At 64.5% G+C, this 20,793-nt stretch carries 22 protein-coding genes; 14 read left to right on the top strand and 8 right to left on the bottom strand.

The window, feature by feature from the left end:
• Window positions 1–2 precede the first annotated feature (2 nt).
• From BZF61_RS05155 to mmsB, 3 genes are read left to right on the top strand one after another with little or no spacing between them, the layout of a single operon-like run.
• Entirely contained in the window at window positions 3–1,058 is a 1,056-nt protein-coding gene (locus BZF61_RS05155) for an enoyl-CoA hydratase/isomerase family protein (protein ID WP_086617567.1), read from the top strand.
• Window positions 1,055–1,849: an enoyl-CoA hydratase-related protein gene (locus BZF61_RS05150; RefSeq protein WP_086617566.1), complete on the top strand. Its 795-nt coding sequence runs from the start codon at window positions 1,055–1,057 to the stop codon at window positions 1,847–1,849. Before BZF61_RS05155 ends, BZF61_RS05150 begins: the two co-directional genes overlap by 4 nt.
• Before the next feature lie 26 nt (window positions 1,850–1,875).
• Window positions 1,876–2,742: a 3-hydroxyisobutyrate dehydrogenase gene (gene mmsB, locus BZF61_RS05145; RefSeq protein WP_086617565.1), complete on the top strand. Its 867-nt coding sequence runs from the start codon at window positions 1,876–1,878 to the stop codon at window positions 2,740–2,742.
• Window positions 2,743–2,757: 15 nt separating this feature from the next.
• Here mmsB and BZF61_RS05140 read toward each other — a convergent pair whose 3' ends face one another.
• From BZF61_RS05140 to BZF61_RS05125, 4 genes are all read right to left on the bottom strand, one after another.
• Window positions 2,758–3,492 carry a hypothetical protein gene (locus BZF61_RS05140; RefSeq protein ID WP_086617564.1) on the bottom strand — a complete coding sequence of 245 codons (735 nt, stop codon included), beginning with the start codon at window positions 3,490–3,492 and terminating at the stop codon, window positions 2,758–2,760.
• Complete coding sequence (locus BZF61_RS05135; RefSeq protein ID WP_086617563.1) at window positions 3,489–4,796, bottom strand: O-antigen ligase family protein; 1,308 nt, start codon at window positions 4,794–4,796, stop codon at window positions 3,489–3,491. Before BZF61_RS05135 ends, BZF61_RS05140 begins: the two co-directional genes overlap by 4 nt.
• A gap of 177 nt (window positions 4,797–4,973) precedes the next feature.
• A complete protein-coding gene (locus BZF61_RS05130) occupies window positions 4,974–5,195 on the bottom strand; it encodes a hypothetical protein (protein ID WP_143736929.1) in 222 nt (73 codons plus the stop codon).
• Between the two features lie 153 nt (window positions 5,196–5,348).
• Window positions 5,349–5,825: a lasso peptide biosynthesis B2 protein gene (locus BZF61_RS05125; RefSeq protein ID WP_086617561.1), complete on the bottom strand. Its 477-nt coding sequence runs from the start codon at window positions 5,823–5,825 to the stop codon at window positions 5,349–5,351.
• Window positions 5,826–5,958: 133 nt separating this feature from the next.
• Here BZF61_RS05125 and BZF61_RS05120 point away from each other — a divergent pair, with 133 nt between their 5' ends.
• The 6 genes from BZF61_RS05120 (at window position 5,959) to BZF61_RS05100 (ending at window position 11,241) form a co-directional block, all read left to right on the top strand.
• The gene (locus tag BZF61_RS05120) at window positions 5,959–6,828 is read left to right on the top strand and encodes a hypothetical protein (protein WP_086617560.1); all 870 of its coding nucleotides are present in this window, start codon (window positions 5,959–5,961) and stop codon (window positions 6,826–6,828) included.
• A 7-nt stretch (window positions 6,829–6,835) separates the two neighbouring features.
• The gene (locus tag BZF61_RS05115; RefSeq protein ID WP_086617559.1) at window positions 6,836–8,743 is read left to right on the top strand and encodes an asparagine synthetase B family protein; all 1,908 of its coding nucleotides are present in this window, start codon (window positions 6,836–6,838) and stop codon (window positions 8,741–8,743) included.
• Window positions 8,740–8,871, top strand: coding sequence for a lasso RiPP family leader peptide-containing protein (locus tag BZF61_RS15545; RefSeq protein ID WP_143736927.1), 132 nt, complete (start codon window positions 8,740–8,742; stop codon window positions 8,869–8,871). The genes BZF61_RS05115 and BZF61_RS15545 overlap by 4 nt, the downstream gene beginning before the upstream one ends.
• 105 nt (window positions 8,872–8,976) lie before the next feature.
• Window positions 8,977–10,104 carry a 50S ribosomal protein L11 methyltransferase gene (locus tag BZF61_RS05110; protein WP_086617558.1) on the top strand — a complete coding sequence of 376 codons (1,128 nt, stop codon included), beginning with the start codon at window positions 8,977–8,979 and terminating at the stop codon, window positions 10,102–10,104.
• Between the two features lie 10 nt (window positions 10,105–10,114).
• Window positions 10,115–10,966: a phosphoenolpyruvate carboxykinase (ATP) gene (locus BZF61_RS05105; protein WP_086617557.1), complete on the top strand. Its 852-nt coding sequence runs from the start codon at window positions 10,115–10,117 to the stop codon at window positions 10,964–10,966.
• Window positions 10,963–11,241, top strand: a complete 279-nt coding sequence (locus BZF61_RS05100) for a PqqD family protein (protein ID WP_086617556.1) — start codon at window positions 10,963–10,965, stop codon at window positions 11,239–11,241. Before BZF61_RS05105 ends, BZF61_RS05100 begins: the two co-directional genes overlap by 4 nt.
• Here BZF61_RS05100 and BZF61_RS05095 read toward each other — a convergent pair.
• Window positions 11,228–12,895, bottom strand: a complete 1,668-nt coding sequence (locus tag BZF61_RS05095) for an ABC transporter ATP-binding protein (RefSeq protein WP_086617555.1) — start codon at window positions 12,893–12,895, stop codon at window positions 11,228–11,230. The two genes, BZF61_RS05100 and BZF61_RS05095, sit on opposite strands and share 14 nt — an antisense overlap.
• Complete coding sequence (locus tag BZF61_RS05090; RefSeq protein WP_086617554.1) at window positions 12,892–14,223, bottom strand: nucleotidyltransferase family protein; 1,332 nt, start codon at window positions 14,221–14,223, stop codon at window positions 12,892–12,894. The genes BZF61_RS05095 and BZF61_RS05090 overlap by 4 nt, the downstream gene beginning before the upstream one ends.
• A gap of 56 nt (window positions 14,224–14,279) precedes the next feature.
• Between BZF61_RS05090 and rfbA the strand changes: the two genes are divergently transcribed.
• Genes rfbA through BZF61_RS05065 form a run of 5 tightly spaced genes read left to right on the top strand, consistent with a single transcriptional unit; the run spans window position 14,280 to window position 18,734 of the window.
• Window positions 14,280–15,176, top strand: coding sequence for a glucose-1-phosphate thymidylyltransferase RfbA (rfbA, locus tag BZF61_RS05085; protein WP_086617553.1), 897 nt, complete (start codon window positions 14,280–14,282; stop codon window positions 15,174–15,176).
• Window positions 15,173–15,718: a dTDP-4-dehydrorhamnose 3,5-epimerase gene (gene rfbC / locus BZF61_RS05080; RefSeq protein WP_086617552.1), complete on the top strand. Its 546-nt coding sequence runs from the start codon at window positions 15,173–15,175 to the stop codon at window positions 15,716–15,718. The genes rfbA and rfbC overlap by 4 nt, the downstream gene beginning before the upstream one ends.
• Window positions 15,715–16,572, top strand: coding sequence for a dTDP-4-dehydrorhamnose reductase (gene rfbD / locus BZF61_RS05075; protein ID WP_086617551.1), 858 nt, complete (start codon window positions 15,715–15,717; stop codon window positions 16,570–16,572). Before rfbC ends, rfbD begins: the two co-directional genes overlap by 4 nt.
• Window positions 16,565–17,623: a dTDP-glucose 4,6-dehydratase gene (gene rfbB, locus BZF61_RS05070; protein ID WP_086617550.1), complete on the top strand. Its 1,059-nt coding sequence runs from the start codon at window positions 16,565–16,567 to the stop codon at window positions 17,621–17,623. The genes rfbD and rfbB overlap by 8 nt, the downstream gene beginning before the upstream one ends.
• A complete protein-coding gene (locus BZF61_RS05065) occupies window positions 17,616–18,734 on the top strand; it encodes an acyltransferase family protein (RefSeq protein ID WP_086617549.1) in 1,119 nt (372 codons plus the stop codon). Before rfbB ends, BZF61_RS05065 begins: the two co-directional genes overlap by 8 nt.
• Here the strand turns inward: BZF61_RS05065 and BZF61_RS05060 are convergent.
• Window positions 18,685–19,947 carry a rhamnosyltransferase WsaF family glycosyltransferase gene (locus tag BZF61_RS05060; protein WP_086617548.1) on the bottom strand — a complete coding sequence of 421 codons (1,263 nt, stop codon included), beginning with the start codon at window positions 19,945–19,947 and terminating at the stop codon, window positions 18,685–18,687. The two genes, BZF61_RS05065 and BZF61_RS05060, sit on opposite strands and share 50 nt — an antisense overlap.
• A complete protein-coding gene (locus tag BZF61_RS05055) occupies window positions 19,944–20,774 on the bottom strand; it encodes a class I SAM-dependent methyltransferase (RefSeq protein WP_158094058.1) in 831 nt (276 codons plus the stop codon). The genes BZF61_RS05060 and BZF61_RS05055 overlap by 4 nt, the downstream gene beginning before the upstream one ends.
• Between the last annotated feature and the right edge of the window lie 19 nt (window positions 20,775–20,793).

Here is a 20,793-nt window from a genome sequence, read left to right as displayed (position 1 = left end):
AGATGACCGACGACGTCCTGATCGCTACCCATGGCCCGATCGGCCATATCAGCCTCAACCGGCCCAAGGCGCTGCACGCGCTGACACTGGAGATGTGCCATGCGATGAGCGCGGCGCTGAGCGCGTGGGCGGCGGATGACACCATCAAGGCGGTGATCCTCGATCATGCCGAGGGCCGGGGCTTCTGCGCAGGCGGGGACATCGCCTTCCTGCGCAATTCGGCGCTCAACGATGGCGGGGTTTCGGGGCGCAAGTTCTTTCACGACGAATACCAGCTCAACCACCAGATGTTCACCTATGCCAAGCCGATCGTCGCCTTCATGGACGGCATCACGATGGGTGGCGGGGTGGGCATTTCGCAGCCTGCCAGATACCGGGTGGCGACGGAAAACACCCGCTTTGCCATGCCCGAAACCGGCATCGGCCTGTTCCCCGATGTCGGCGGCGGCTGGTATCTTTCGCGGCTCGGGGGGCGGCTCGGACAGTTCCTCGCGCTGACCGGCGCGCGGCTCGACGGGTCGGAATGCCTGTGGGCCGGGCTGGCGACGCATTGCGTCCCGCACGACATGGTGGGAGTCCTAAAGGGCCGGATCCACGATCACCCCGATCGGATTGCCGGCATCCTGAGCGAACCAGTCGGCACCCTGCCCAAGGCGCGGATCGAGGCCAACGCCGACAAGATCGCCAAGCACTTTGCTTCCGATCGCTACGAGGACATTCTCGCCAGTCTGGAAGCGGCAGCCGGGGCGGGTGACGACTGGGCGATGAAGGAGCGCGATACGCTCGGCACCAAGAGTCCGCAGACCTGTAAGGTCGCGCTGCGCCAGCTTGCGCAAAGTGCCGCCCTGACTGACTTTGCCGACAACATGCGGATGGAATACCGCATCGCCAGCCGCGTGCTGACCCGTCCCGACTTTGCCGAAGGCGTGCGCGCGGTCATCATCGACAAGACCAATGATCCAAAGTGGGATCCGGCCACCCCGGAAGGGGTGAGCGAGGAATTGCTCGACAGCATCTTCGCGCCCCTTCCCGTCGAAGAGGAATGGCAACCCCTATGACCTACGAAACCATCATCGCCGAACCCGATGCCCGCGGCACCAAGGGCGTCACGCTGCTGACGATCAATCGCCCGCAGGCGCTCAACGCGCTCAATTCGCAGGTGCTCACCGAGCTGATCGAGGCCTTCGCCGCCTTTCAGGCCGACAGCACCCAGCTGTGCGCGATCCTCACCGGCAGCGGCGACAAGGCCTTTGCCGCAGGCGCCGACATCAAGGAGATGGCCGAAAAGCCGGCGGCCGATTTCTATCTCGACGATTTTTTCAGCCCCTGGACCAGCGAGATCGTCAAGAAGACCCGCAAGCCGTGGATCGCCGCGGTCAACGGCTTTGCGCTGGGCGGCGGGTGCGAGCTGGCGATGATGGCGGATTTCATCATCGCCTCGGACAAGGCCAAGTTCGGCCAGCCCGAAATCAAGTTGGGGGTTGCCCCCGGCATGGGCGGTTCGCAGCGGCTGACCCGTGCGATCGGCAAGTCGAAGGCGATGGAAATGTGCCTCACCGGGCGGATGATGGATGCGCAAGAAGCCGAGCGCAGCAACCTCGTCGCCCGTGTGGTGCCGCATGAGGAGCTGATTGCCGAGTGCCTCAAGACCGCCGCGACCATCGCCGCCATGCCGCCGATGGCAGCGATTGCCAACAAGGAAATGGTCAATTCGGCCTTCGAGATGACCCTCGATCAGGGCTTGATCGTCGAACGCCGGATCTTCCAGATCCTTACCGCGAGCGAAGACAAGGCCGAAGGCATGGCCGCCTTCATCGAGAAGCGCGAAGGGCAGTGGAAGGGGCGTTGATCTCGCCGCGAAGGGAGCAGTAAGCCATGAAAATCGCCTTCATCGGCCTTGGCAACATGGGCGGCGGAATGGCCGCAAACCTTGTCAAGGCAGGCCATCAGGTTCGCGCGTTCGACCTTTCCCAAGCCGCGCTCGCGCATGCCCGCGAGGCTGGTTGCCAGACCTTCGCCTCGGCGAAGGACGCCTGCGCCGAGGCACAAGCCGTCGTCTCGATGCTGCCCAACGGCGCGATCGTCAAACAGGTCTATTGGGACGAGGTGATCGGCCACGCGCCCGAGGGTGCGATCCTGCTCGATTGCTCCACCATCGACGTCGCCACCGCGCGTGAAGTGATCGCGGTGAGCGAGGTGCATGGCTATCAGATGGTCGATGCGCCCGTCAGCGGCGGGATTGCAGCGGCGGCAGGCGGCACGCTCACCTTCATGGTCGGCGGCTCGGACGAAGCCTTCGCCCGCGCCGAACCGATCCTTGCCGCGATGGGCAAGGCGGTGATCCATGCAGGGCAAGCCGGCAACGGGCAGGCGGCCAAGATCTGCAACAACATGCTGCTGGCGATCCACATGATCGGCACCTGCGAGGCCTTTGCCATGGCGCACAAGCTCGGGCTCGATCCGCAGGTCTTCTACGATATTGCGAGCGTCTCCTCGGGCCAGAACTGGTCGATGACATCCTATTGTCCGGTCCCCGGTGTCGGGCCGAAATCCCCGGCGGATAACGACTATCAGGGCGGGTTTGCCGCGGGCCTGATGCTCAAGGATCTCAATCTGGCGATCGACGCGGCGCACGCCGTGGGCGCAAAGGTTGCCTTGGGCGAACACGCCCGCGCGATCTACGAGGCCTTTGCCAAGGATAATGCAGCGACCGATTTTTCAGGCATTATCCGCACACTGTGATCTGTCCGGCGGCGCTCAGGGGCCGATTTCAGGGCAGTCGCGGCGCGCGGCGGCGGCCACCCGCGCAGCGGCGGCGGGATCCTTCTGCCCCATGCCCCTGATCGTCTGCAACAGGAGCGCGCAATCGAAGCGCGTGCCCCGTTTGATGCTGGCCACGGCGATGTCGGCAAAGGTCGCTGGCGGCATCACCTTCACGCCGCGCCGCAGGAAAATGCTGTTCCAGCGGTCGGTTCCGCTGATGATGTCAACCAGCGCGCGCTGGCCCGGGCCGTCGGTTTCGGCGAGCACGGCAGGCGCAAGGTCGCTGAGCAAGGTGTCGGGCGTGGCGCGGCGCAGGAACAGCGCGCCATAGCGGCGTGCCGCCTCGGGCAGGTCGTTGGCGGCAAGCGCGAGGCGCAAAACCGCCTCTTGCGCAACCGGATCGCGCCATCCGCGTTGCCCGGCGATCTGGATCGTCAGTCCCGCCCGCTCGCGCTCTCCGGCCTTGGTCTGGGCGATCGCCAGCAGGGTGAGGTGTTCGGCCGGGACGGGGCGGCGCAGCACCAGACGCTTGGCCTCGGTCAGAGCGAGGGCACCATCCCCGCCTTCGGCCGCGAGGGCGGCAATCCGTGGCTGGGCGTAATTGCGCAGCGGCTGCGGCACGAGCGGGGCGAGCGCGGGGGAAAGATCGGCCTGGCGGTCAAGCTGGAGCAAGCCGGTCACCAGCGCGAGCGCGATCAGCATCGTTGGCCACAATATCTTGGCGATCATGGCCGTTCCTTCTGCTGGTCGGCCGCGATCCGGCCCAGCAGCACCAGCGCAAAGGCCGCGAAGGCGAGAATCGTCTGGTTGCGCAGCGGATAGTCGGTGATCGATTGCAGCGCGATGGCGAGCAGAAAGCAGCTGCCAGCCCAGGCTGCCCAGGCCTGCGAGGAATGGCGCGCCCGCCAGCTCATCCAGGCGATAAGCAACATCCACAGGCCGGCCAGGGCCAGTCCGGGCAACCCCGCCTCGATCGTCAGTTCGAGATAGTCGTTATGCGCCCGCCCGGCCGTGCGCACGGTCAGGTTTTCGAGCGATTCGTCCACCTGAAACACTTCGTCGAACGTCCCGATACCCGCGCCCGCCGGCCAGTAGCGCGCGGCGCTGTAGGCGGCATCTTCCCAGATGAAGCGGCGCGGATCGTCCTTGGCCTCGAACCGTTCCAGCGCCTCGCCGATCCGGCCGGGCGCGGCCAGGATCAGTGCCGTGCCGCTTACGGCCAGCAGGGCGATGGCACCCAGCACGATTGCCCCGGCTCTGCCGGCGTTCGGCGTCCCGGCGAGCGCGCGGCGTTCACCCAGCGCCCACCACAGCGCCTTCAATCCGGCCAGGCCGAGCGGCAGCGCTGCCAGTAAAATGGCGGTGCGCGACTTGGTCAGGAAGATCGTCAGCACCAGCAGGCCGCAGATTGCGACCCGCGCGAACGGTATCACCGGGTGAGACCGGGGCACCGGCAGGAGCGCGGCAAGGCCCAGCGAGAACCCGAGCAGCAATCCGGTGGAGTTGCGATTGGCGAAAGTTCCAAGCAGCACGCTGCCCGGATTGCGCGAGCCGAACAGAGTGCCGCTGTCATCGGTCGCTCCGAGCTGGAGCAGACCCAACAGCATGGTGACCAGTCCAAGGGCGGCGACGAGCCAGCCAATGGTGAGGAGCTGGGGCCGCGGCAAAGACCAGCCGATGATCAGCACCGCCAGCGGGGTGATCAGCGCGGACAGGGCAAGAATGGTGCGCTGCGGGTTGGTGCTGAACGGCATCCAGACCGTCTGATCGCCGACCATCTCGAGTGAGCGCGCCACCAGATCGCGTCCCGGCAACGCGGTCCAGATCGCTGGTGGAAGCGGAACGATCTGCAACAGCGGCAGCAGCAGCGAGAGCAGGATCAGCAGGCGCAGCGGCGTGCCTGCGGTGCGCCAGAACTGAGCCAGTGCGACACGGTGAGGAACCAGCGCCGCGATTGCGGCGAGCTGCACGGTGAGGTTGGCCAGCCCGTACCGGCTGCCGCCACCGCCGAAGGCGAAGGCGATCAGCAGCACGGCGACAAGGGCTAGAAAGGAAAGCCGTTGCGTGAAGTTATGGTTCAACGGCAAACCTCAAATCATGCTTGGGCGGAACAGGTGCCGCAGCGGCGCGGGAAGAACAGAAAAAAAGCCCGGCACTGCGTACCGGGCTTCTTGTGGACAAGCCCGCAGGCGTCGGGCGGCTCAGGCCGATCAGGTGCCCGGCGACTGGCCGTTGTCGTCCGACGAACTGGCGAGGATGATGCCGCCGATGATCGCCGCGGTGGCGAGAAGACCGAGAATGATGCTGAAGCCGCTCTTGGCAGATTCGCCTTCCACAGCGCGACCCAAGCCCGGCGCAGCCGAAACGCTGTAGACCGCGCCGCTGTCGCCAGCGCGGGTGTTGGCCTGCGCGGCAATAGGCATCACAGCCATTGACGCGGCGGCCGCAGCCATTGCAAGGCGGGTAACGTTTTTCATCATCATCTTAGCCCTCTTAAAGCCTCTTCGTACGATTACCTAGTGCAATGCAGCAAGTTTGGCAACACCCCGATAAGCAAATTTGGTAAACAGATCATCAGCACAAGCCTAGCCCAGCGCGGATTTCCCCCCTTTCGCCGACTCATCGCAATCCGTCGCCGGGGATGAATTGGGCTCGTCCGGCTGGGGTGACAGCACCGATTCGCCCAGCAAGCGCTCGTAGCGACCTATCTCGCCACCGGTGATCACCATGCCTTGGTGGACCAGCCAGGCATGCGCGCCGAAGGGGCGATCGGCCGGTCGTTCCACGCCGATCTGGATTTCGCCGGCGAGGCCCCCGGCTGCGAGCCAGTTCTGTGCGGCGATGGCCTGCACCAAACAATCGCTGCGCCACGGCAGGCGTGCGGACAGGCGCGGAAGAACATAGGCGATCCGCGCCAAGTGGGCCGGATCGGCGGTGCCCCCGCCTTGGCCGGCCAGCTTGCTCACGGCGCGGTTGCGCGCGGGAATCTCGCTCGCCGCGAGCCGCGCGAAGACGAGCCGCGCCCGCACCAGCTCGAGAAGCCCGCGCAGGGCATAGGCCATCAGCCAGCCGCCATCCCGCAGCCGCAGCCTGGAAACGACAGGAGGGGCAGGTGTTTCTTGCGGTTTCGGCACCGCTTGCTTATTGCCGCGCGAGGCAGCCGTTTCAAGGTGCTGCGCGATACGGGATGAACCGATGCTCGACGAGGCGATCAGGGAAAAGCTGCGCGATCCGGCCTACCTTGATCTGCACATGATGGCTGTGGCGGCCATCCGGCGGATCGGCAAAGTCGCCTGGTACGATTCGCATTTTCACCGCCGGTTTGAAGTCGCCAAGCTCTACCTTGCGCAGGTCCGGCCCGATGCGCTCGAAGACTTCGTGCGCGGCTTCGACGTTTTGCTGCCGCCCGCCAATTTCCGCAACATCGTGATCGATGACCTGTTCGATGCGCCGACGCGTGCGCAGATCCGCGAGGCGGCCCGATCGATCCCGGCGGAATGCATCAAGGACTATGAGCTGCGCGATTTCGGTCGCCATATCGTTCACGACTATCCGCTGTTCGTCGAACTCCAGCAGCAATTGCTGCCGCGCATGAGTGCGCTGGTGGGACTTGATTTGGAGTTAGGCTACAATTTCCTGAGCCTCTACGGCGGAGCGGGGCGCTGCGATCCGCACATGGACGAGCCGGAGTCGATGTTCACGCTCGATTACTGTATCGAACAGAGCGAAGACTGGCCGATCTGGTTCAGCAAGGTGGTCGACTGGCCGACCGTGGAAACCATGCGCAACTGGGACCCCCAAGCGATCAAGTCCGATCCGGCACTTGGTTTTCGCCCCCACGTGCTGCGGCCCGGCGAAGCCTTGCTGTTCAACGGTTCCTCGCAATGGCACTACCGCGACGCCATCGCCCCTGGCGGTTTTTGCAGCCTGCTGTTTTTCCATTATTATCCGGCGGGCTGCAAGGATCTGGTGTGGCCGCACCTGTGGCCGCATCGGTTTGACATCCCCGAACTCGGACCTTTGTGCGAGTTGTTCAAAGAATGCGGCGGAGACGGTTTGATCTAGAGCGGCGATGACGGGAATTGCCGCAATCTTTTCGGCCGGCCCGGCGCGTGCGCGCCAGCTTGACGCTATGATGGCGGCCATGGCCGGGCGCGCCTATGACGGCGAGGGGCGCTGGGTGCACGGTTGCTTCGCCTTGGGCGCAAGCATTCTTCACACCACCGCCGAAGCGATGGAAGCCGGCCAGCCGCATACCAACGAGGATGAAGCCCTCGCGCTGGTGCTTGATGGTTATCTCACCAATTGGGAGGAGCTGCGCAGCGACCTGCTGGCGCGCGGCGCGGTGTTGCGCAACCGTTCGGACGCTGAGCTGGTGCTGCGTGCCTACGAGCAGTGGGGCGAGGATTGCGCGGACCGCATCGAGGGCGAATTCGCGTTCGTGATCGCTGACAGGCGTGCCGGGCGTCTTTACGCCGCGCGCGACCATCAGGGCCTGCGGCCGCTGTTCTATTGCCAGCGAGGTGAAACCCTTTTCATCGCCTCGGACATCCCGGCGGTGTTTGCTGCACTCGATCCGCCGCCCGAGCCGAACCACGATTATCTCGTCGGCGTGGCGGCGGTGCAGCTGTTCCTGCCGCAGGACACGGTGTGGCGGGAAATCAAGCGGCTCGAGCAGGCCCATTGGCTCACTTGCGACGGCAATGGCCTCGTCACGCGGCGCTATTACACGCTGCCTTTCGGCGAAAGGCTGCGATACCGCAGCGATGCCGAATATGCCGAGCACTACCGCGCGATGCTGGCTGACGCACTCCGCCGCACGACCCGCAGTCATGCGCCGCTGGGCATTGCGGTCAGCGGGGGGCTGGATTCGTCATCGCTCTACTGCCTTGCCGACCAGCTTGAACGCGAGGGCCGGCTGCTCGCCCCCGGATTTCAGGGATATACGCTGGCAGCCGAGCCCGGAAGCCGTGCATTCGAATTGCCCTATGCGCGGGCGGCAGCGGACAAGATCGGGCGGACCTTGACCGAGGTGCCGCTGTTCCGCCCATCGCTTGATTGGTACATCCAGCAGGCGCGCGGCGAGCGGGATCTGCCGATCCCCACCAATGGCGCGATGACCATGCGGATCGAGCAAAGGGTCCATGCCGACGGAGCCAGGGTCTATATCAATGGCGATGGCGGTGACGAATGGCTGCAGGGCAGCCGGGTCTATTACCGTGAATTCGTGCGGGATGCCGATTGGACTGCTTTTCTGCGTGCCCTTCGGGCCGATGCCGCGCGTCTGGGCTGGGGCAACATCCTGCCGAAGGCGCTGCGGATCGGTCTGTCGGCCTTCGCGCCGGATCGCGTTCGGACTCTGGTCCGCGCGCTGCGGCGGCGACGGGTCTATCGCGATCCTCAGTCCTATTATTGGCTCAAGCCCGAGGCGCGCGCGCTGCTCGAGCAACAAGAGGCGGCCTATGATCTTTCGCTTCCGGCCGATCCGCACCAATGGACGAAGCAGAACATGTTCTCCTCGCCCTTTGGTGCCTATGCCAGAGCGCGGATGCAGCGCCAGCGCGGCCTCAACGGGATCGAACCACGCCATCCGATGTTCTCTCGGCAATTCATCCGCTTCAGCCTTGCCACGCCGGAGCACATCCGCAACCGGGCCGGCTTAACCAAGGTCATTCACCGAATTGCGTTGCGCGGTATCTTGCCCGACATGATCCTTGATCGGCGCACCAAGGCCGACTTCGAATCGGACGCGATCGACAGCGAAATGGGCCGGTTCTGCCGCGAAGAGGGCCGACCCTTCCTCGAGAATTTCTGCGAAAGCAGCGGTTTGGAGAGGTTAATTCCGCCCGGATTTGTAAATACGGTTGACGACGACCGCTCATGGGAGCTATGGGGGCTGTACGCGGTTGCAGCATTTTTATCGTTTTGTTCGTCGCAAGATGACGAACTTGGGGACACTAGAGTTAGGATTGGGACATGACCAAGGAAATCAGCAAGAACACCTATTCGAGCCCGCGTCTGGTCGAATTCGGATCGGTCCGCAATCTGACTGGTGGCAGCGGCACGATGATGATGGACGGCACCATCACCATGGTTCAGGTTCCCTGATCTAGAACCTCTTCCTGTCTTATTCAGATTGCCTCGCCTAACCCTGTTAGGCGAGGCTTTCATGTTTAGGACCCCGCCCAACGCGGCGTCTTGGAAGCTCTGTCCATGTCCGACGTTCTCGCCGAGCATATCGAATATCTCACCCTGCCCGGGCGCAATGCGCTTTACCGGCAGGCAATCGAAGCGACGCTTAGGCCCGGTGAACGCGTGGCCGATCTCGGCTGCGGCGTCGGCGTGCTCGGGCTGTTCTGCCTCGAAGCCGGGGCGGACAAGGTGTGGGGTATCGACAGCAGCGATGCGGTTCATCTTGCGCGCGAGGTGATGAACCGTTGCGGTTATGGAGACCGCTATGAATGTATCGCCGGCTCGACTTTCCGCACCGTGCTGCCCGAACCGGTCGATCTGATCATCTGCGATCATGTCGGCTTCTTCGGTTTCGATTACGGCATCATCCCGCTGATGCGCGACGCGCGCCAGCGGTTTCTGAAGCCTGGCGGGGCGATGATTCCGCAGGCGCTGGATCTGATGGTGGCCGGGGTCTCGTCGGACGAATGCCTCGCCAAGGCGGACGGCTGGACGCGCGACTGCGTGCCTGGGCAGTTTCGCTGGCTCGACCGGCTCAGCCGCAACGTGCGGTATTCCCATCAATTTTCGCCCGTTGATCTGATCGCTGCCCCGGTTGCGCTCGGCCATGTCGATCTCGCGGCGGACGAACCCGATTTCTTCAGCTTCGAAGCGGTGCTCACTGCGACCCGCGCCGGCAGGTTCGACGGCCTCGCCGGCTGGTTCGACTGCCGTCTTTGCGATGGCGTCAGAATGACCAACAACCCGCTGGTGGACGAAAGCATCCGCCGCTCGCAGGCGTTCCTGCCGGCCGAGGAAAGCTTCCCTGTCGAGGCCGGCGATGCGGTCGGCGTGACGGTGCGCTTTCGCGCTGATGACACCCTGATTTCGTGGACGATCCAGCCTCCCGGCCAAGCGAAGCGGCAGCAAATGTCGACCTTCAAGAGCACGGTCCTGACCCCTGCCGACTTGGTCAAGCAGCCCGCTCGCCCGCTCACGCTCAGCCACGAGGGCAAGGCTCGCGCCTTCGTGCTCGCGCAGGTCGATGGCCAGCGCTCGGGCGACGAGATCGTCGATCGGGTGCTGGCCGAGTGGCCGGACATGTTTCCGAGCGAACAGGCCGTGCGGGAATTCGTGAAGTCGGTGCTGGCCCATCATTGCGCTGTCTGATGCCCTTCTTGTGCTGACGCTTGTATCCCACCCCGCCCGGATTCAGCCCGCGCTCGCCAGCAAGCCCTATGATCGCTGGGTGACACCCGAAGGCGAAGTGAAGGCCGAGTTTCATCGCCCGCCCGAGGGCTTTCTGGTGCGCTTTCCGGGCGAGGCGGATTTCGCCATCGACCTGGCCGCCCGCCGCGCGAGCGGCTGGCCCGCGCCCGAAACCACCCCCGATCATTTTGAAAGCCTGTTCCAACACGGCATCGTCCCGCTCGTCGGTAATTATCTGGGTGGCTTGTTCCTGCATGGCAGCGCCGTTGCTGTCGGCGACAAGGCGATCGCCTTTCTCGGCCTCTCGCGCAGTGGCAAGACGACACTGGCCGGGGCCTTCGCCAAGGCCGGCTATCCCTTCCTGACCGAGGACGTGATCGAGCTGGCCTTGTCGGGCAATGCCTATATGCTCCAGCCCAAGCATTCACGCTTGCGGCTGTTCGTCGATAGTGCGGCGTGGCTGCTCGAACGCGAATTCCCCGATCCCGAGGATGACGACAAGCACAGCCTCGCCGCCGGAGAAAACTTGCCCTTTGCCGAGACTGCGGTGCCGCTGGCGCGCATCTACGTGCTCGGGCGGGATCACGATGCGCCGCTGGCGATCAACCCGTTCGTGGGCCCGGAAGCGCTTGCCCAGCTGCTGCCCCATGCCTTTGTGCTCGATGTTGAGGACAAGCCGCGATTGCGTGCGCATTTCGAACGTATTGGCCAATTGTCCGAAAGAATCCCGGTTTGCGCTCTTGACTACCCGCGCCGATACGGGGAACTCCCGATGGTGATCTCCGCCATTCTTGCCGAAATCAGGACAAACCCCGAACCATGACGACACTCGATCAGCGCTTCCAGATGTCCGACGACGTTATCGCGCGCGAGGTGGCGGGTGAAATGGTGCTGCTCGATCTTGCCAGCGGCCTCTACTTCGGTCTCGATCCGGTCGGCAGCCGGATCTGGGAATGCCTCTCCGAAAGTTCCTGCACGCTGACCAAGGTGTGCGATGTGATCGAGGCGGAGTATGATGCACCGCGCGCCCGGATCGAGGAGGATATCCTGGCGCTTGCGGCACAGCTCACGGATAAGGGCCTGATCACCCCGGTGTAGAGCCGTCCGCCTGCATCGCGCTCAGCCAGCCTTCATCCATGTGAATGATGCGGTGCGCCAGCGCGAGGCTCGCCGGACGGTGGGTGATGATAATCACCGTGCGCCCGCCAAGCGAGCGGATGCAGGCCTCGACGAAAGCCGCTTCGCCCTCGAGATCATACATGCTGGTGGCTTCGTCGAAGATGTAAACCGGCGGATCGCGATAGAGGGCGCGGGCGAGCGCGATGCGCTGTTGCTGGCCGCCCGACAGGCGGATGCCGTCATCCCCGATCTCGGTATCCAGCCCCTGCGGCAGGCGATCGATGAAGGTGCTCGCTTGGGCCATGGCCACCGCCCGTTCGAGCGCGGCGGGATCCCCCCCGGCTGTTCCGAATATGATGTTGTCGCGGATCGTGCCGTTGAACAGCAGGGGGCGCTGCGGGACATAGCCGAACTGCCGGCGCAGGTCTTGAACCTGTAGCGTGGCGATATCCTGCCCGTCGATTGTGATCCGCCCGCCCTGCGGATCATAGTAGCGCAGCAGCAGCCGGATCATGGTCGATTTGCCGATGCCGTTGGCCCCTGTCAGGGCGATGATTTCGCCCGGCGCGATGGCCAGCGAGAGATTGGTCAGCACCGGCGGGCGTCCCGGATAGGCGAAAGTCACGTTCTCGAAGGCGATCGCGCCCTTGGCCCGCTCCAGCCGATGCGGCGCGGCATAGCCCGGTTCGACCGGTTTGCCGAACACCGATTCGAGCCGTGCAAGCGCGCCGCGTGCGATCTGGAAGGCACCGTAGCTGTCGGCAAGACCCGAGACCGGCCGCGTCAGCAGCGCGGCATAGAGCAGGAAGGCGAACAGCTCGCCCGGAGTGCGGGTTCCGGCGGCAACCTGTTCGCTGCCGACCAACAGGATGGTGATTGCGCCAAGGCCGGCGATCAGCGCCACAATCGGGCCGACAAAGGCCGACAGGCGCGCCTGATCGAGCGCAAGCTTGCGCGCTGTCTCGACCGCCTGATGATACCGGCGGCGATACTCCTCCTCTACCGCGAAGGCCTTGATTGCGGGCAGCATTTCGAGATCGGTCTCGCTCATGCACATCAGCCTGGTCTCGGCCTTGCGGGCCTTGCGGGCGAGCACCCGCATCCGTCTGCCCATCAGCTTGAGCAGCACGAAGAAGACCGGAACGAGCATCGGCACCACCAGCGCCATCACCGGATCGAGCATGAACAGCAGCACCACCGCGCCGCCAGCCGTGATCACCATCGAGGGCACGCCGGCCAGCGTGGTGGTGAGAAATCGGCTCAGCCGGTCGACCTCGTAGGTCATCAGCGTCAGCAGATCGCCGGTCCGGCTGCGGTCGTGGAAGCTGATCGGCATCGCCTGAAGGTGATCATAGGTCTCGCGGCGCAGCCCCGCGAGGATCCTTCCCGAAGCCAGCTCCGACAGAATCGCGACCAGAATGTTGACAGCGGTCAGACCGACCAGCGCAACCACCAGCAACGCCAAGGTCAGGCGGGTGTCGATGGATCTGTCACCCAACACGCCCGACAGGAAGTTTCCGGCCAGCCATGGCAGCGCCAGCGTGGCAAAGGCACTGACAAGCGAGAGCGCGCTGATCGTTGCCAGTTCTGCAGCAAAGGGTCGGATCCGTGCCGCGAGGAAAGCCAGCTTCATGGCGTTCGTTCCGGCTTGTTCCAGCGCATCAGAGCCTCGCCGTAGCGCCGCAATTGCAGCAGGCTGGTGGGCCAGTGCGCGCAGTGCGGATACTTCTTCAGCAGGTGGGATCTGGGCGCGAAAGCCATTGTCCGGATCATCTCCACCCGGGTTTTCATGCGGCGGGTCGCTCGAAAATCGCGCCAGAAATCCTGCACCACGCCGGGCTTGGCAATATAGGCAAGGGCTGGCGAACCCGGAGCCGCCGCGCGCAAACGCGCCATTAGCTCGGCCGGCACATAGAGCCCGAGATCCCGCTGCGCCCCGTCAAGCGCGGCATGGACAATTGCAGCTGCATCATGCGTCTCGCAAAAGGCAGCAAGAGACTGCCATTGGCTTTCATCGAACCCTGATGTCAGCTTACGGTAATCGACCGCCCATATCAGGCGTCGTCCTCCGGTAATCCGTTCATCTTCAACGCCGTAGCCACGCGCCACATGCCAGGCCTGATTGATCGCGCCGTGTACCAGCATCATCAGGGGATCGGGCGCAAAGGCATGGGGCGATAGCCGTGTCACCGGCGCGCGTCCCTGCCAAATGCGTTCGGCATCAAGGATTTTCTGCAGTACCGGACGATCGCTCGGTTCCCAGTGCAGGTCGATCGAATGCTCCATCCCCGCACCACAATCAACCAACCAGGTTTCCTGGCAATGCAGGCCATGGGGGTCTTCGCGCCGGAAGCATCCGGCGCTTGCCAGAATGCTGCGGGCCCGGGCAAGGTGCTGCGGGCGGATCAGCAGATCGGTATCGCCGCGGCGCCGGGCGGCGGGATCCTCGTAATACAGATAGGCCAGCGCCGTGCCCTTGAGCAGGATCGTCTCGATGCCGCCTTCAGCGAGGCTCGAGAGGATCCCGCTGATGGTGTTGCGGTGCAGCTCTTCCCACAATCCTGCCAGCCGCATCTCGCTGCGCACCGCTTCGGCCACCTGCCCCGGCCAGCTGGCCAGTACGCCGGGCGCTTGACCAAGCACCACCGCTATTCCGTGGAAACGGGTGCGGCGAGCCAGAACATCGTAATCCTCCGGCGACGCGAGCGAGGCTGGCCATGCCGGCACCGGCTGATCGCCAAGGGCTGCACGCAAGCAACCTGCAAGAAATTCGTCTGCCGCGTCGATGATCATGCAATTTTGCTCGGACCGAGACAATTCCGCTTCCACTGGGTGTTGTTGCACGAGTGCCCGTATCACGACAGGTTGTCGCCCTTGTCCTAGCGCATCGCTTCGCGAACGCCATTCATTTTGCTCCGGGCCAAGGCACCGGCGGATTTTTCGTTGACCCGCGGCATTCATGCTGCAATGCGGCAACCGGAATTGCTGCGGTGACAGCCAGCATGTCGGGGGAGCGCATGACAACCGGACATAACAGGCGCGGCATCATTCTTGCGGGCGGTTCGGGGACGCGGCTTTACCCCCTCACCCGCGGGGTATCCAAGCAGCTGATGCCGATCTATGACAAGCCGATGATCTTCTACCCGCTCAGCACCTTGATGCTGGCCGGGATCCGCGACATTCTGATCATCACCACCCCCGAAGATGCCGGCCAGTTCAAGCGGGTTCTGGGAGATGGCAGCGATTTCGGTGTGTCGCTCAGCTATGCTGTCCAGCCCAAGCCCGAAGGCCTCGCGCAGGCCTTCCACATTGGTGCGGATTTCGTGCGCGGCGGTCCGAGCGCGCTGATTCTGGGCGACAATATCTTCTACGGCCACGGCCTGCCCCAATTGCTGCAGCGGGCCAGTGCGCGCATGGAAGGAGCGAGCGTGTTTGCCTACCGGGTCAATGACCCGCAGGCTTTCGGCGTGGTTGAGTTCGACGCGGAGGGCAAGGCCGTCTCGATCGAGGAAAAGCCAAGGCTTCCCAAATCGAACTATGCCGTCACCGGGCTTTATTTCTACGATGACACCGTGGCCGATCGCGCCCGCGACCTCAAACCCTCGGCGCGTGGCGAACTGGAGATCACCGATCTCAACCGCCTCTATCTCGATGAGGGGGCCTTGTCGGTCGAGATCATGGGGCGCGGCTTTGCCTGGCTGGACACCGGCACCCATGCCTCGCTGCTGGATGCGGCGACCTATGTGCGCATCACCGAGGAGCGGCAGGGCCTCAAGATCTGCTGTCCCGAGGAAATCGCCTGGCGGCAGGGCTTCATCACCGCCGAGCGCCTGCGCCAAATCGCCGAGCCTTTGAGAAAGTCGGGATACGGCGAATATCTGGTCAGGCTGCTCGAAGCACCGGTTCTGGCATGAACATCATCGAAACCGCCATACCCGGCGTTTTGATCATCGAGCCGCGCGTATTCGGCGATGCGCGGGGGTTTTTCATGGAGACCTGGAACGCGGCCGGGTTTGCGGCTGCGGGTCTCGATCTCGCCTTCGTGCAGGACAATCACAGCCGCTCGCAGAAGGGCGTCTTGCGCGGGCTTCATTTCCAGAATCCCGGCCCGCAGGGCAAGCTGGTGCGGGTGGCGAACGGCGCGGTGTTCGATGTCGCGGTCGATCTGCGTGCCTCTTCGTCCACCTTCGGCCAGTGGGTGGGTGTGGAACTGAGTGCGGCCAACAAGCGGATGCTTTGGGTGCCCGAAGGCTTCGCCCATGGCTTCCTGACGCTCGCGGACGATACCGATTTCCTCTACAAGTGCACCGCGCCCTATGCGCCGCAGTCGGAGCACACATTGGCATGGAACGACCCGGCGGTGGGGATCGCATGGCCGTTGAACGGGATTGATCCGCTGATCTCCGAAAAGGATGCGCGCGGCCTGGCGCTGGCTGATGTGCCGGTGTTCGCATGAGGGTGCTGGTCACCGGCGCGAAAGGACAGCTGGGCGGGGCCTTGCAGCGCACGGCGCCGGACTGGGCCAAGGTCAGCGCGATCGATGTCGAGGATGTCGATCTGACCGATGCGGCGAAGCTGTCGGCGCGGCTGAGGCTCGAGGCGCCCGATCTCGTCATTAATGCCGCCGCTTACACCGCGGTCGACAAGGCCGAAAGCGATGAGGCCACCGCGCGCGCGATCAACGCCGATGCCGTCGCAACCATGGTTGCGGCCATGGCCGACACCGGCGGCAAGGTGGTTCACGTATCGACCGACTATGTGTTCGACGGCACGGCCTCCACGCCATACGCGCCCGAGGCGCGCCGCAACCCACAATCGGCCTATGGCCGTACCAAGGCCGAAGGCGAGGACAAACTGCGCGGGCAAGACCTGTTGGTGCGCACCGCCTGGGTCTACGAGGCGGGCGGCGCGAATTTCGTGCGCACCATGATCCGCCTGATGAAGGAGCGCGACGAACTGGGCGTGGTGGCCGATCAGATCGGCGCGCCGACCTGGGCGACGGGCCTGGCCGAAACGATCTGGGGCCTGGTTGAACGCCAGACCGTTGGCACCTTTCATCATTGCGATGCCGGCGTGGCCAGCTGGTATGATTTCGCAGTCGCCATCGCCGAGGAGGCCCATGCCCGCGGGCTGCTGACGCGTCTGCCGATCATCCGGCCGCTGACCACGGCCGACTATCCCACCCCTGCCAAACGCCCCGCCTTCTCGCTGCTCGATTGCCGTGCCACCCGCGCGCGACTGGGGGCGGAGGCGATCCACTGGCGCACCAATTTGCGCAAGATGCTCGAAGAGGAAGCAAAGCTTGGCTAATCTGCTCGTTACCGGCGGCGCCGGCTTCATCGGCGGAAACTTCGTCCACTACTGGAACGCCCGACACCCTGAAGACCGGGTGATCGTGCTCGATGCGCTCACCTATGCCGGCAACCGTTCGACGCTCGAAGGCGCACCCCATGCCGAGCTGGTGGTCGGCGACATCCGCGATACCGCGCTGGTCGAACGTCTGCTGCGCGAACACGGCATCGATACGCTGGTCCACTTCGCTGCCGAGAGCCATGTCGATCGTTCGATCAGCGGTCCGGATGCCTTCATCGACACCAACATTCTCGGTACCAACAGCCTCTTGAAGGCCGCGCGCAGCGTGTGGCTGGCGGGCAGCGGCGTGCCGCACCGCTTTCACCACATCTCGACCGACGAGGTGTTCGGATCGCTCGGGCCGAACGACCCGGCGTTCAGCGAGACCACGCCCTATGCGCCCAATTCGCCCTATTCGGCATCCAAGGCGGCCTCGGACCACCTGGTGCGCGCCTATCACCACACCTATGGGCTGGAGGTAACGACCAGCAATTGCTCGAACAATTACGGGCCCTACCAATATCCCGAAAAGCTGATCCCGCTGTTCCTGCTGAATGCGCTCCACGGCCGCAACCTGCCGATATATGGCGACGGGATGAACGTGCGCGACTGGTTGCATGTCGAGGATCATTGCCGCGGGATCGAGGCCTGTCTCAAGCGCGGAGTGCCGGGTGAGACCTACAATATCGGCGGCGGGGCGGAGCTGCCCAACATGACCGTGATCGACACCATCTGCGCCGAAGTCGATCGCGCCTTTGCCGAGATCGACGGCCTCGCCGAGCGGTTCCCCGATGCGCCTGCCGCCAAGGGCCAGCCGACCGGAGGCCTCAAGACCTTTGTCACCGACCGCGCCGGCCATGATCGCCGCTATGCGATCGACGAGACCAAGGCGCGGACCAGGATCGGCTACGTGCCGCAGATCGGTTTCGAGGAAGGCCTGCGCCAGACGCTGCGCTGGTATCTCGACCACGAAGCCTGGTGGCGGCCGCTGATTGCGCGCCATGCATGACGTGACGCCCCGGCAGTCGGACTGTCCGACGCTAGGGGGGCTGCTCGCCGGAAGACAGAACAATCTCAACGCGCTGCGCATGATCGCGGCCAGCGCCGTGCTGGTGTCCCATGCCTATCCGATTGCCTTGGGCGCAGGGACCCCCGAGCCGCTTGAGCAGCTCACCGGCCTGACGCTGGGCGACCATGCGGTGGCGGTGTTCTTCATTCTTTCGGGCCTGCTGATCGCGCGCAGCTATGACCGGGGCAATGGCCTGCTGCGCTTCGTGCTGTCGCGCGCGGCGCGGCTGTATCCGGCGCTGATCGTCGTCGTGGTCCTGACAGTGCTGGCGGGGGCCTTCTTCACCACCTTGCCGCTAGCCCAATACCTCACTGCGCCGGCAACGCTGAGCTACATTCCGCGCAATCTTAGCCTTGCATTCCTGCAATACCCTTTGCCGGGCGTGTTCGAGACCAATCCACTGCCGCGTTCGATCAACGGCAGCCTCTGGACCCTGTTCTACGAGGTCGCCTGCTATGGCGGGGTGGTGATCTGTGGTCTCCTCGGTCTGCTGCGCCGACCGCTCGTGTTCAGCGCCGCGTTCGTGGTGCTGGCCTTGGCCTTCGTGCTGGGCGGGGCATTCGAACCGTTCGGAGGGCCTCTCTACATCGCCAAACGCATGCTGACGCTCGCCTTCCCCTTTGCGTTGGGAATGCTGGCCTATGTCTGGCGCGACCGGCTGAAACTCGATTTCCGGCTGGCAGCCGGGCTGTGGGTGGTGCCGGTGCTCGCCCATGGCACGGTCTTGCAAGCCGCGGCGATCACGCTGGCAATGGCCTATACGGTCCTGTGGCTCGGCTTCGTCCCGCGAGGCGCGCTGCTCGCCTACAACCGGCTGGGAGATTATTCCTACGGCACCTATCTCTATGCCTTCCCGGAGCAGCAGGCGATGGCCCAGACTTTCCCGGGCGGAACGCCGCTCGCCAACATCCTGCTTGCCTTCCCGGTCACGTTGGTCTTCGCCATGCTCTCGTGGCACCTTGTCGAAGAACGCGCGCTTGCGCGGGTCAGGAGCCGTGCAGTCAGCCCTCAACCAGCGCCGACGCCGTCGCCGCGCACAGATCATCCATGAAGGGATAGGCGGTCTCGCGCAGGTATTCGGCATTGCCGAAGACCGGGGCGGGCGTGGCGGCCTTGCGACAGGCCTCGGCCAGTGCGGCCGCGAGCGGGACTTCGGCGATCGACGTCAGCGAGGTGATGTTCGGGTGGAACCGCGACAGGTCCTTGCAGACGTAGCCGTTGGTCACTGTCCGCACGCCGAAATGCGCCATTTCGAGCGGCGGATAGCTGGGGTGGGGCGATGCCATCAGGCTCACCCCGGCCGAGCTTTCGAGCAGCATCTGGGCGTAATCATCGAGCGAGAGCTTGCCCACGGATCTCAGCTGCCGTCCGTCGCCAAGCGCCACGGGATCGTGCGCGGTTCCGGCCGAGACCACTTCCCAGTTGCCGAACTCGGGATAGTCGCGCGCCCAGCGCCTCAGGCCCCGGACCAGTGCCGGGAAGCAGTTGCGTGCGACATGCGGGCGGCCATAGACCAACACGCGCTGCTTGCGCTGGCTGGTGGGAACGCGGTTCAGATAGGGGCGCAAGGCGTCCGAAATCACCGGTTCGAAGACGAAGCTCCGATCGAAGGCATGGCCGACGGCGGCGAGATATTCGGCTAGGTTCGAACTGTTGATTACGCCCCACAGCGGCGCGCTGGTATCATAGGCTGCGCGGGCGAGCATGTGGCCCGAGGAAAACTCCATGAAGGCCGGCTCGTAATCCTGCATCAGCCAGATCATCGGGCGCGGCGGCCTGCCGAAGGCCTTGGCCTGGGCATCGCGAAGGGCAGCGAAATTGAGCGTCGTCCACCAGTTGTAGGTCATGAAGATCTCGTGGCGCCGCACCGCGATGGTGGCGCGCGGGCTCTTCACCCGTTCGATCTGGCCCGCCGTCAGAGCAAGGCCCGCTTTGGCGCAGCGATTGGTGACGATCGAGGGATCGGTTTCGGCAATGACGTCGGTGATGATGACCCGCACGTCGAGCGCACCCCTCGCCATGAGAGCAAGGCAGAGCCGGGCGAAGATGTCGATCCCGGTCGCGGTGCCGCCGAAATCCGCGCCCTTCTGGAGCAGAGGAATGACCATGGTGAGGCGCGGCGTGGGGTCGGGATCGGGGGCGATGGCAAATTCGGCCAGCACCGCCTCGTCGATCGGCGGTGCGGCAATCCGCGCGCGCAGCCGGTGCACCAGTCCTTTGACCTGCGGGGGCAGGTTCTGCTTGAGGAAATTGCGGGCGTTCATGCGCCGGGCTTTCGGGCAAGGACAGTCAGGAATTCGGCATTGTCAGCTGTTTCGGCCGGGGCGGCAGCCATCGCCGACGAAAGCGCGCCGCGGTTGGCAGCGGGGCTGGCCTCGAGGCTTTCGGCCCATACCCAGCGGCGCGCGTTGGCGTTGATGTGTTGCGTGATCGCGCCGAAGCCTGCATCGCGCAGCGCCGCATAGAGCGCGCGACGGGTCGGGAGGGCGAAGTGGCGTGGTGCTTCGAGCCCGCGCCAGTAGCGGCCGAAGATCGCCAGCCCGCTCGCCCCGCCATTGGGCACTTCAAGATAAAGCGTCCCGCCCGGCTTCAGCCAGCCCAGCAGCCGGCGCAGCAAGGCCAGCGGATCGGGGACATGTTCGAGCACGTGGGCAAGCGTGATGTGGTCGAATTCCGCGCCCCAGTGGTCGTCTTGCAGATTGGCGACATCAGCCACGCGAATGCCGCGATCGGCGAGGCTGCCGACCAGTTGCGGATCATACTCGGCCCCGTGAAGTTCGTGCCCAAGCGGGTAGAGACGAAGCAGATATTCCCCGCTACCGCAGCCGTAATCGAGTACCTTGGCAGGCGCCTTGGGGGCGAAGCGGAACTGTTCGTCTATGCCGGCGGTGTTGTATCCCGCCAGCCGCAGCGCGGTGCCGATCAGCGCATCGGCCAGACCCGCTGAGCGTGCAAAGCGATCGCGGATATAGGCCTTGCGCAATTTGCCGGCAAACCCGCTTCGCTCTGCCCCACCAGTGGATCGTTCGGCATGGGTGTAGTAGCGGGAATAGGCCCGCAGCAACCGCGCCCCATAGGGCCGATTGCGCAACCACAGCGAACCGCAGTTG

The sequence above is a fragment of the Erythrobacter tepidarius genome, assembly GCF_002155695.1.
Taxonomy (GTDB): domain Bacteria; phylum Pseudomonadota; class Alphaproteobacteria; order Sphingomonadales; family Sphingomonadaceae; genus Erythrobacter; species Erythrobacter tepidarius.
This window is presented reverse-complemented; position numbering and strand designations above follow the sequence as displayed.

What these genes read in the sequence shown, in the direction of transcription:
- BZF61_RS05155 (WP_086617567.1), top strand. Translation starts at nt 3, where the DNA reads ATGACCGACGACGTCCTGATCGCTACCCATGGCCCGATCGGCCATATC.
- BZF61_RS05150 (WP_086617566.1), top strand. Translation starts at nt 1,055, where the DNA reads ATGACCTACGAAACCATCATCGCCGAACCCGATGCCCGCGGCACCAAG.
- mmsB (WP_086617565.1), top strand. Translation starts at nt 1,876, where the DNA reads ATGAAAATCGCCTTCATCGGCCTTGGCAACATGGGCGGCGGAATGGCC.
- BZF61_RS05140 (WP_086617564.1), bottom strand. Translation starts at nt 3,492, where the DNA reads ATGATCGCCAAGATATTGTGGCCAACGATGCTGATCGCGCTCGCGCTG.
- BZF61_RS05130 (WP_143736929.1), bottom strand. Translation starts at nt 5,195, where the DNA reads ATGGCTGTGATGCCTATTGCCGCGCAGGCCAACACCCGCGCTGGCGAC.
- BZF61_RS05125 (WP_086617561.1), bottom strand. Translation starts at nt 5,825, where the DNA reads ATGGCCTATGCCCTGCGCGGGCTTCTCGAGCTGGTGCGGGCGCGGCTC.
- BZF61_RS05120 (WP_086617560.1), top strand. Translation starts at nt 5,959, where the DNA reads ATGCTCGACGAGGCGATCAGGGAAAAGCTGCGCGATCCGGCCTACCTT.
- BZF61_RS05115 (WP_086617559.1), top strand. Translation starts at nt 6,836, where the DNA reads ATGACGGGAATTGCCGCAATCTTTTCGGCCGGCCCGGCGCGTGCGCGC.
- BZF61_RS15545 (WP_143736927.1), top strand. Translation starts at nt 8,740, where the DNA reads ATGACCAAGGAAATCAGCAAGAACACCTATTCGAGCCCGCGTCTGGTC.
- BZF61_RS05110 (WP_086617558.1), top strand. Translation starts at nt 8,977, where the DNA reads ATGTCCGACGTTCTCGCCGAGCATATCGAATATCTCACCCTGCCCGGG.
- BZF61_RS05100 (WP_086617556.1), top strand. Translation starts at nt 10,963, where the DNA reads ATGACGACACTCGATCAGCGCTTCCAGATGTCCGACGACGTTATCGCG.
- BZF61_RS05095 (WP_086617555.1), bottom strand. Translation starts at nt 12,895, where the DNA reads ATGAAGCTGGCTTTCCTCGCGGCACGGATCCGACCCTTTGCTGCAGAA.
- BZF61_RS05090 (WP_086617554.1), bottom strand. Translation starts at nt 14,223, where the DNA reads ATGAATGCCGCGGGTCAACGAAAAATCCGCCGGTGCCTTGGCCCGGAG.
- rfbA (WP_086617553.1), top strand. Translation starts at nt 14,280, where the DNA reads ATGACAACCGGACATAACAGGCGCGGCATCATTCTTGCGGGCGGTTCG.
- rfbC (WP_086617552.1), top strand. Translation starts at nt 15,173, where the DNA reads ATGAACATCATCGAAACCGCCATACCCGGCGTTTTGATCATCGAGCCG.
- rfbD (WP_086617551.1), top strand. Translation starts at nt 15,715, where the DNA reads ATGAGGGTGCTGGTCACCGGCGCGAAAGGACAGCTGGGCGGGGCCTTG.
- BZF61_RS05065 (WP_086617549.1), top strand. Translation starts at nt 17,616, where the DNA reads ATGCATGACGTGACGCCCCGGCAGTCGGACTGTCCGACGCTAGGGGGG.
- BZF61_RS05060 (WP_086617548.1), bottom strand. Translation starts at nt 19,947, where the DNA reads ATGAACGCCCGCAATTTCCTCAAGCAGAACCTGCCCCCGCAGGTCAAA.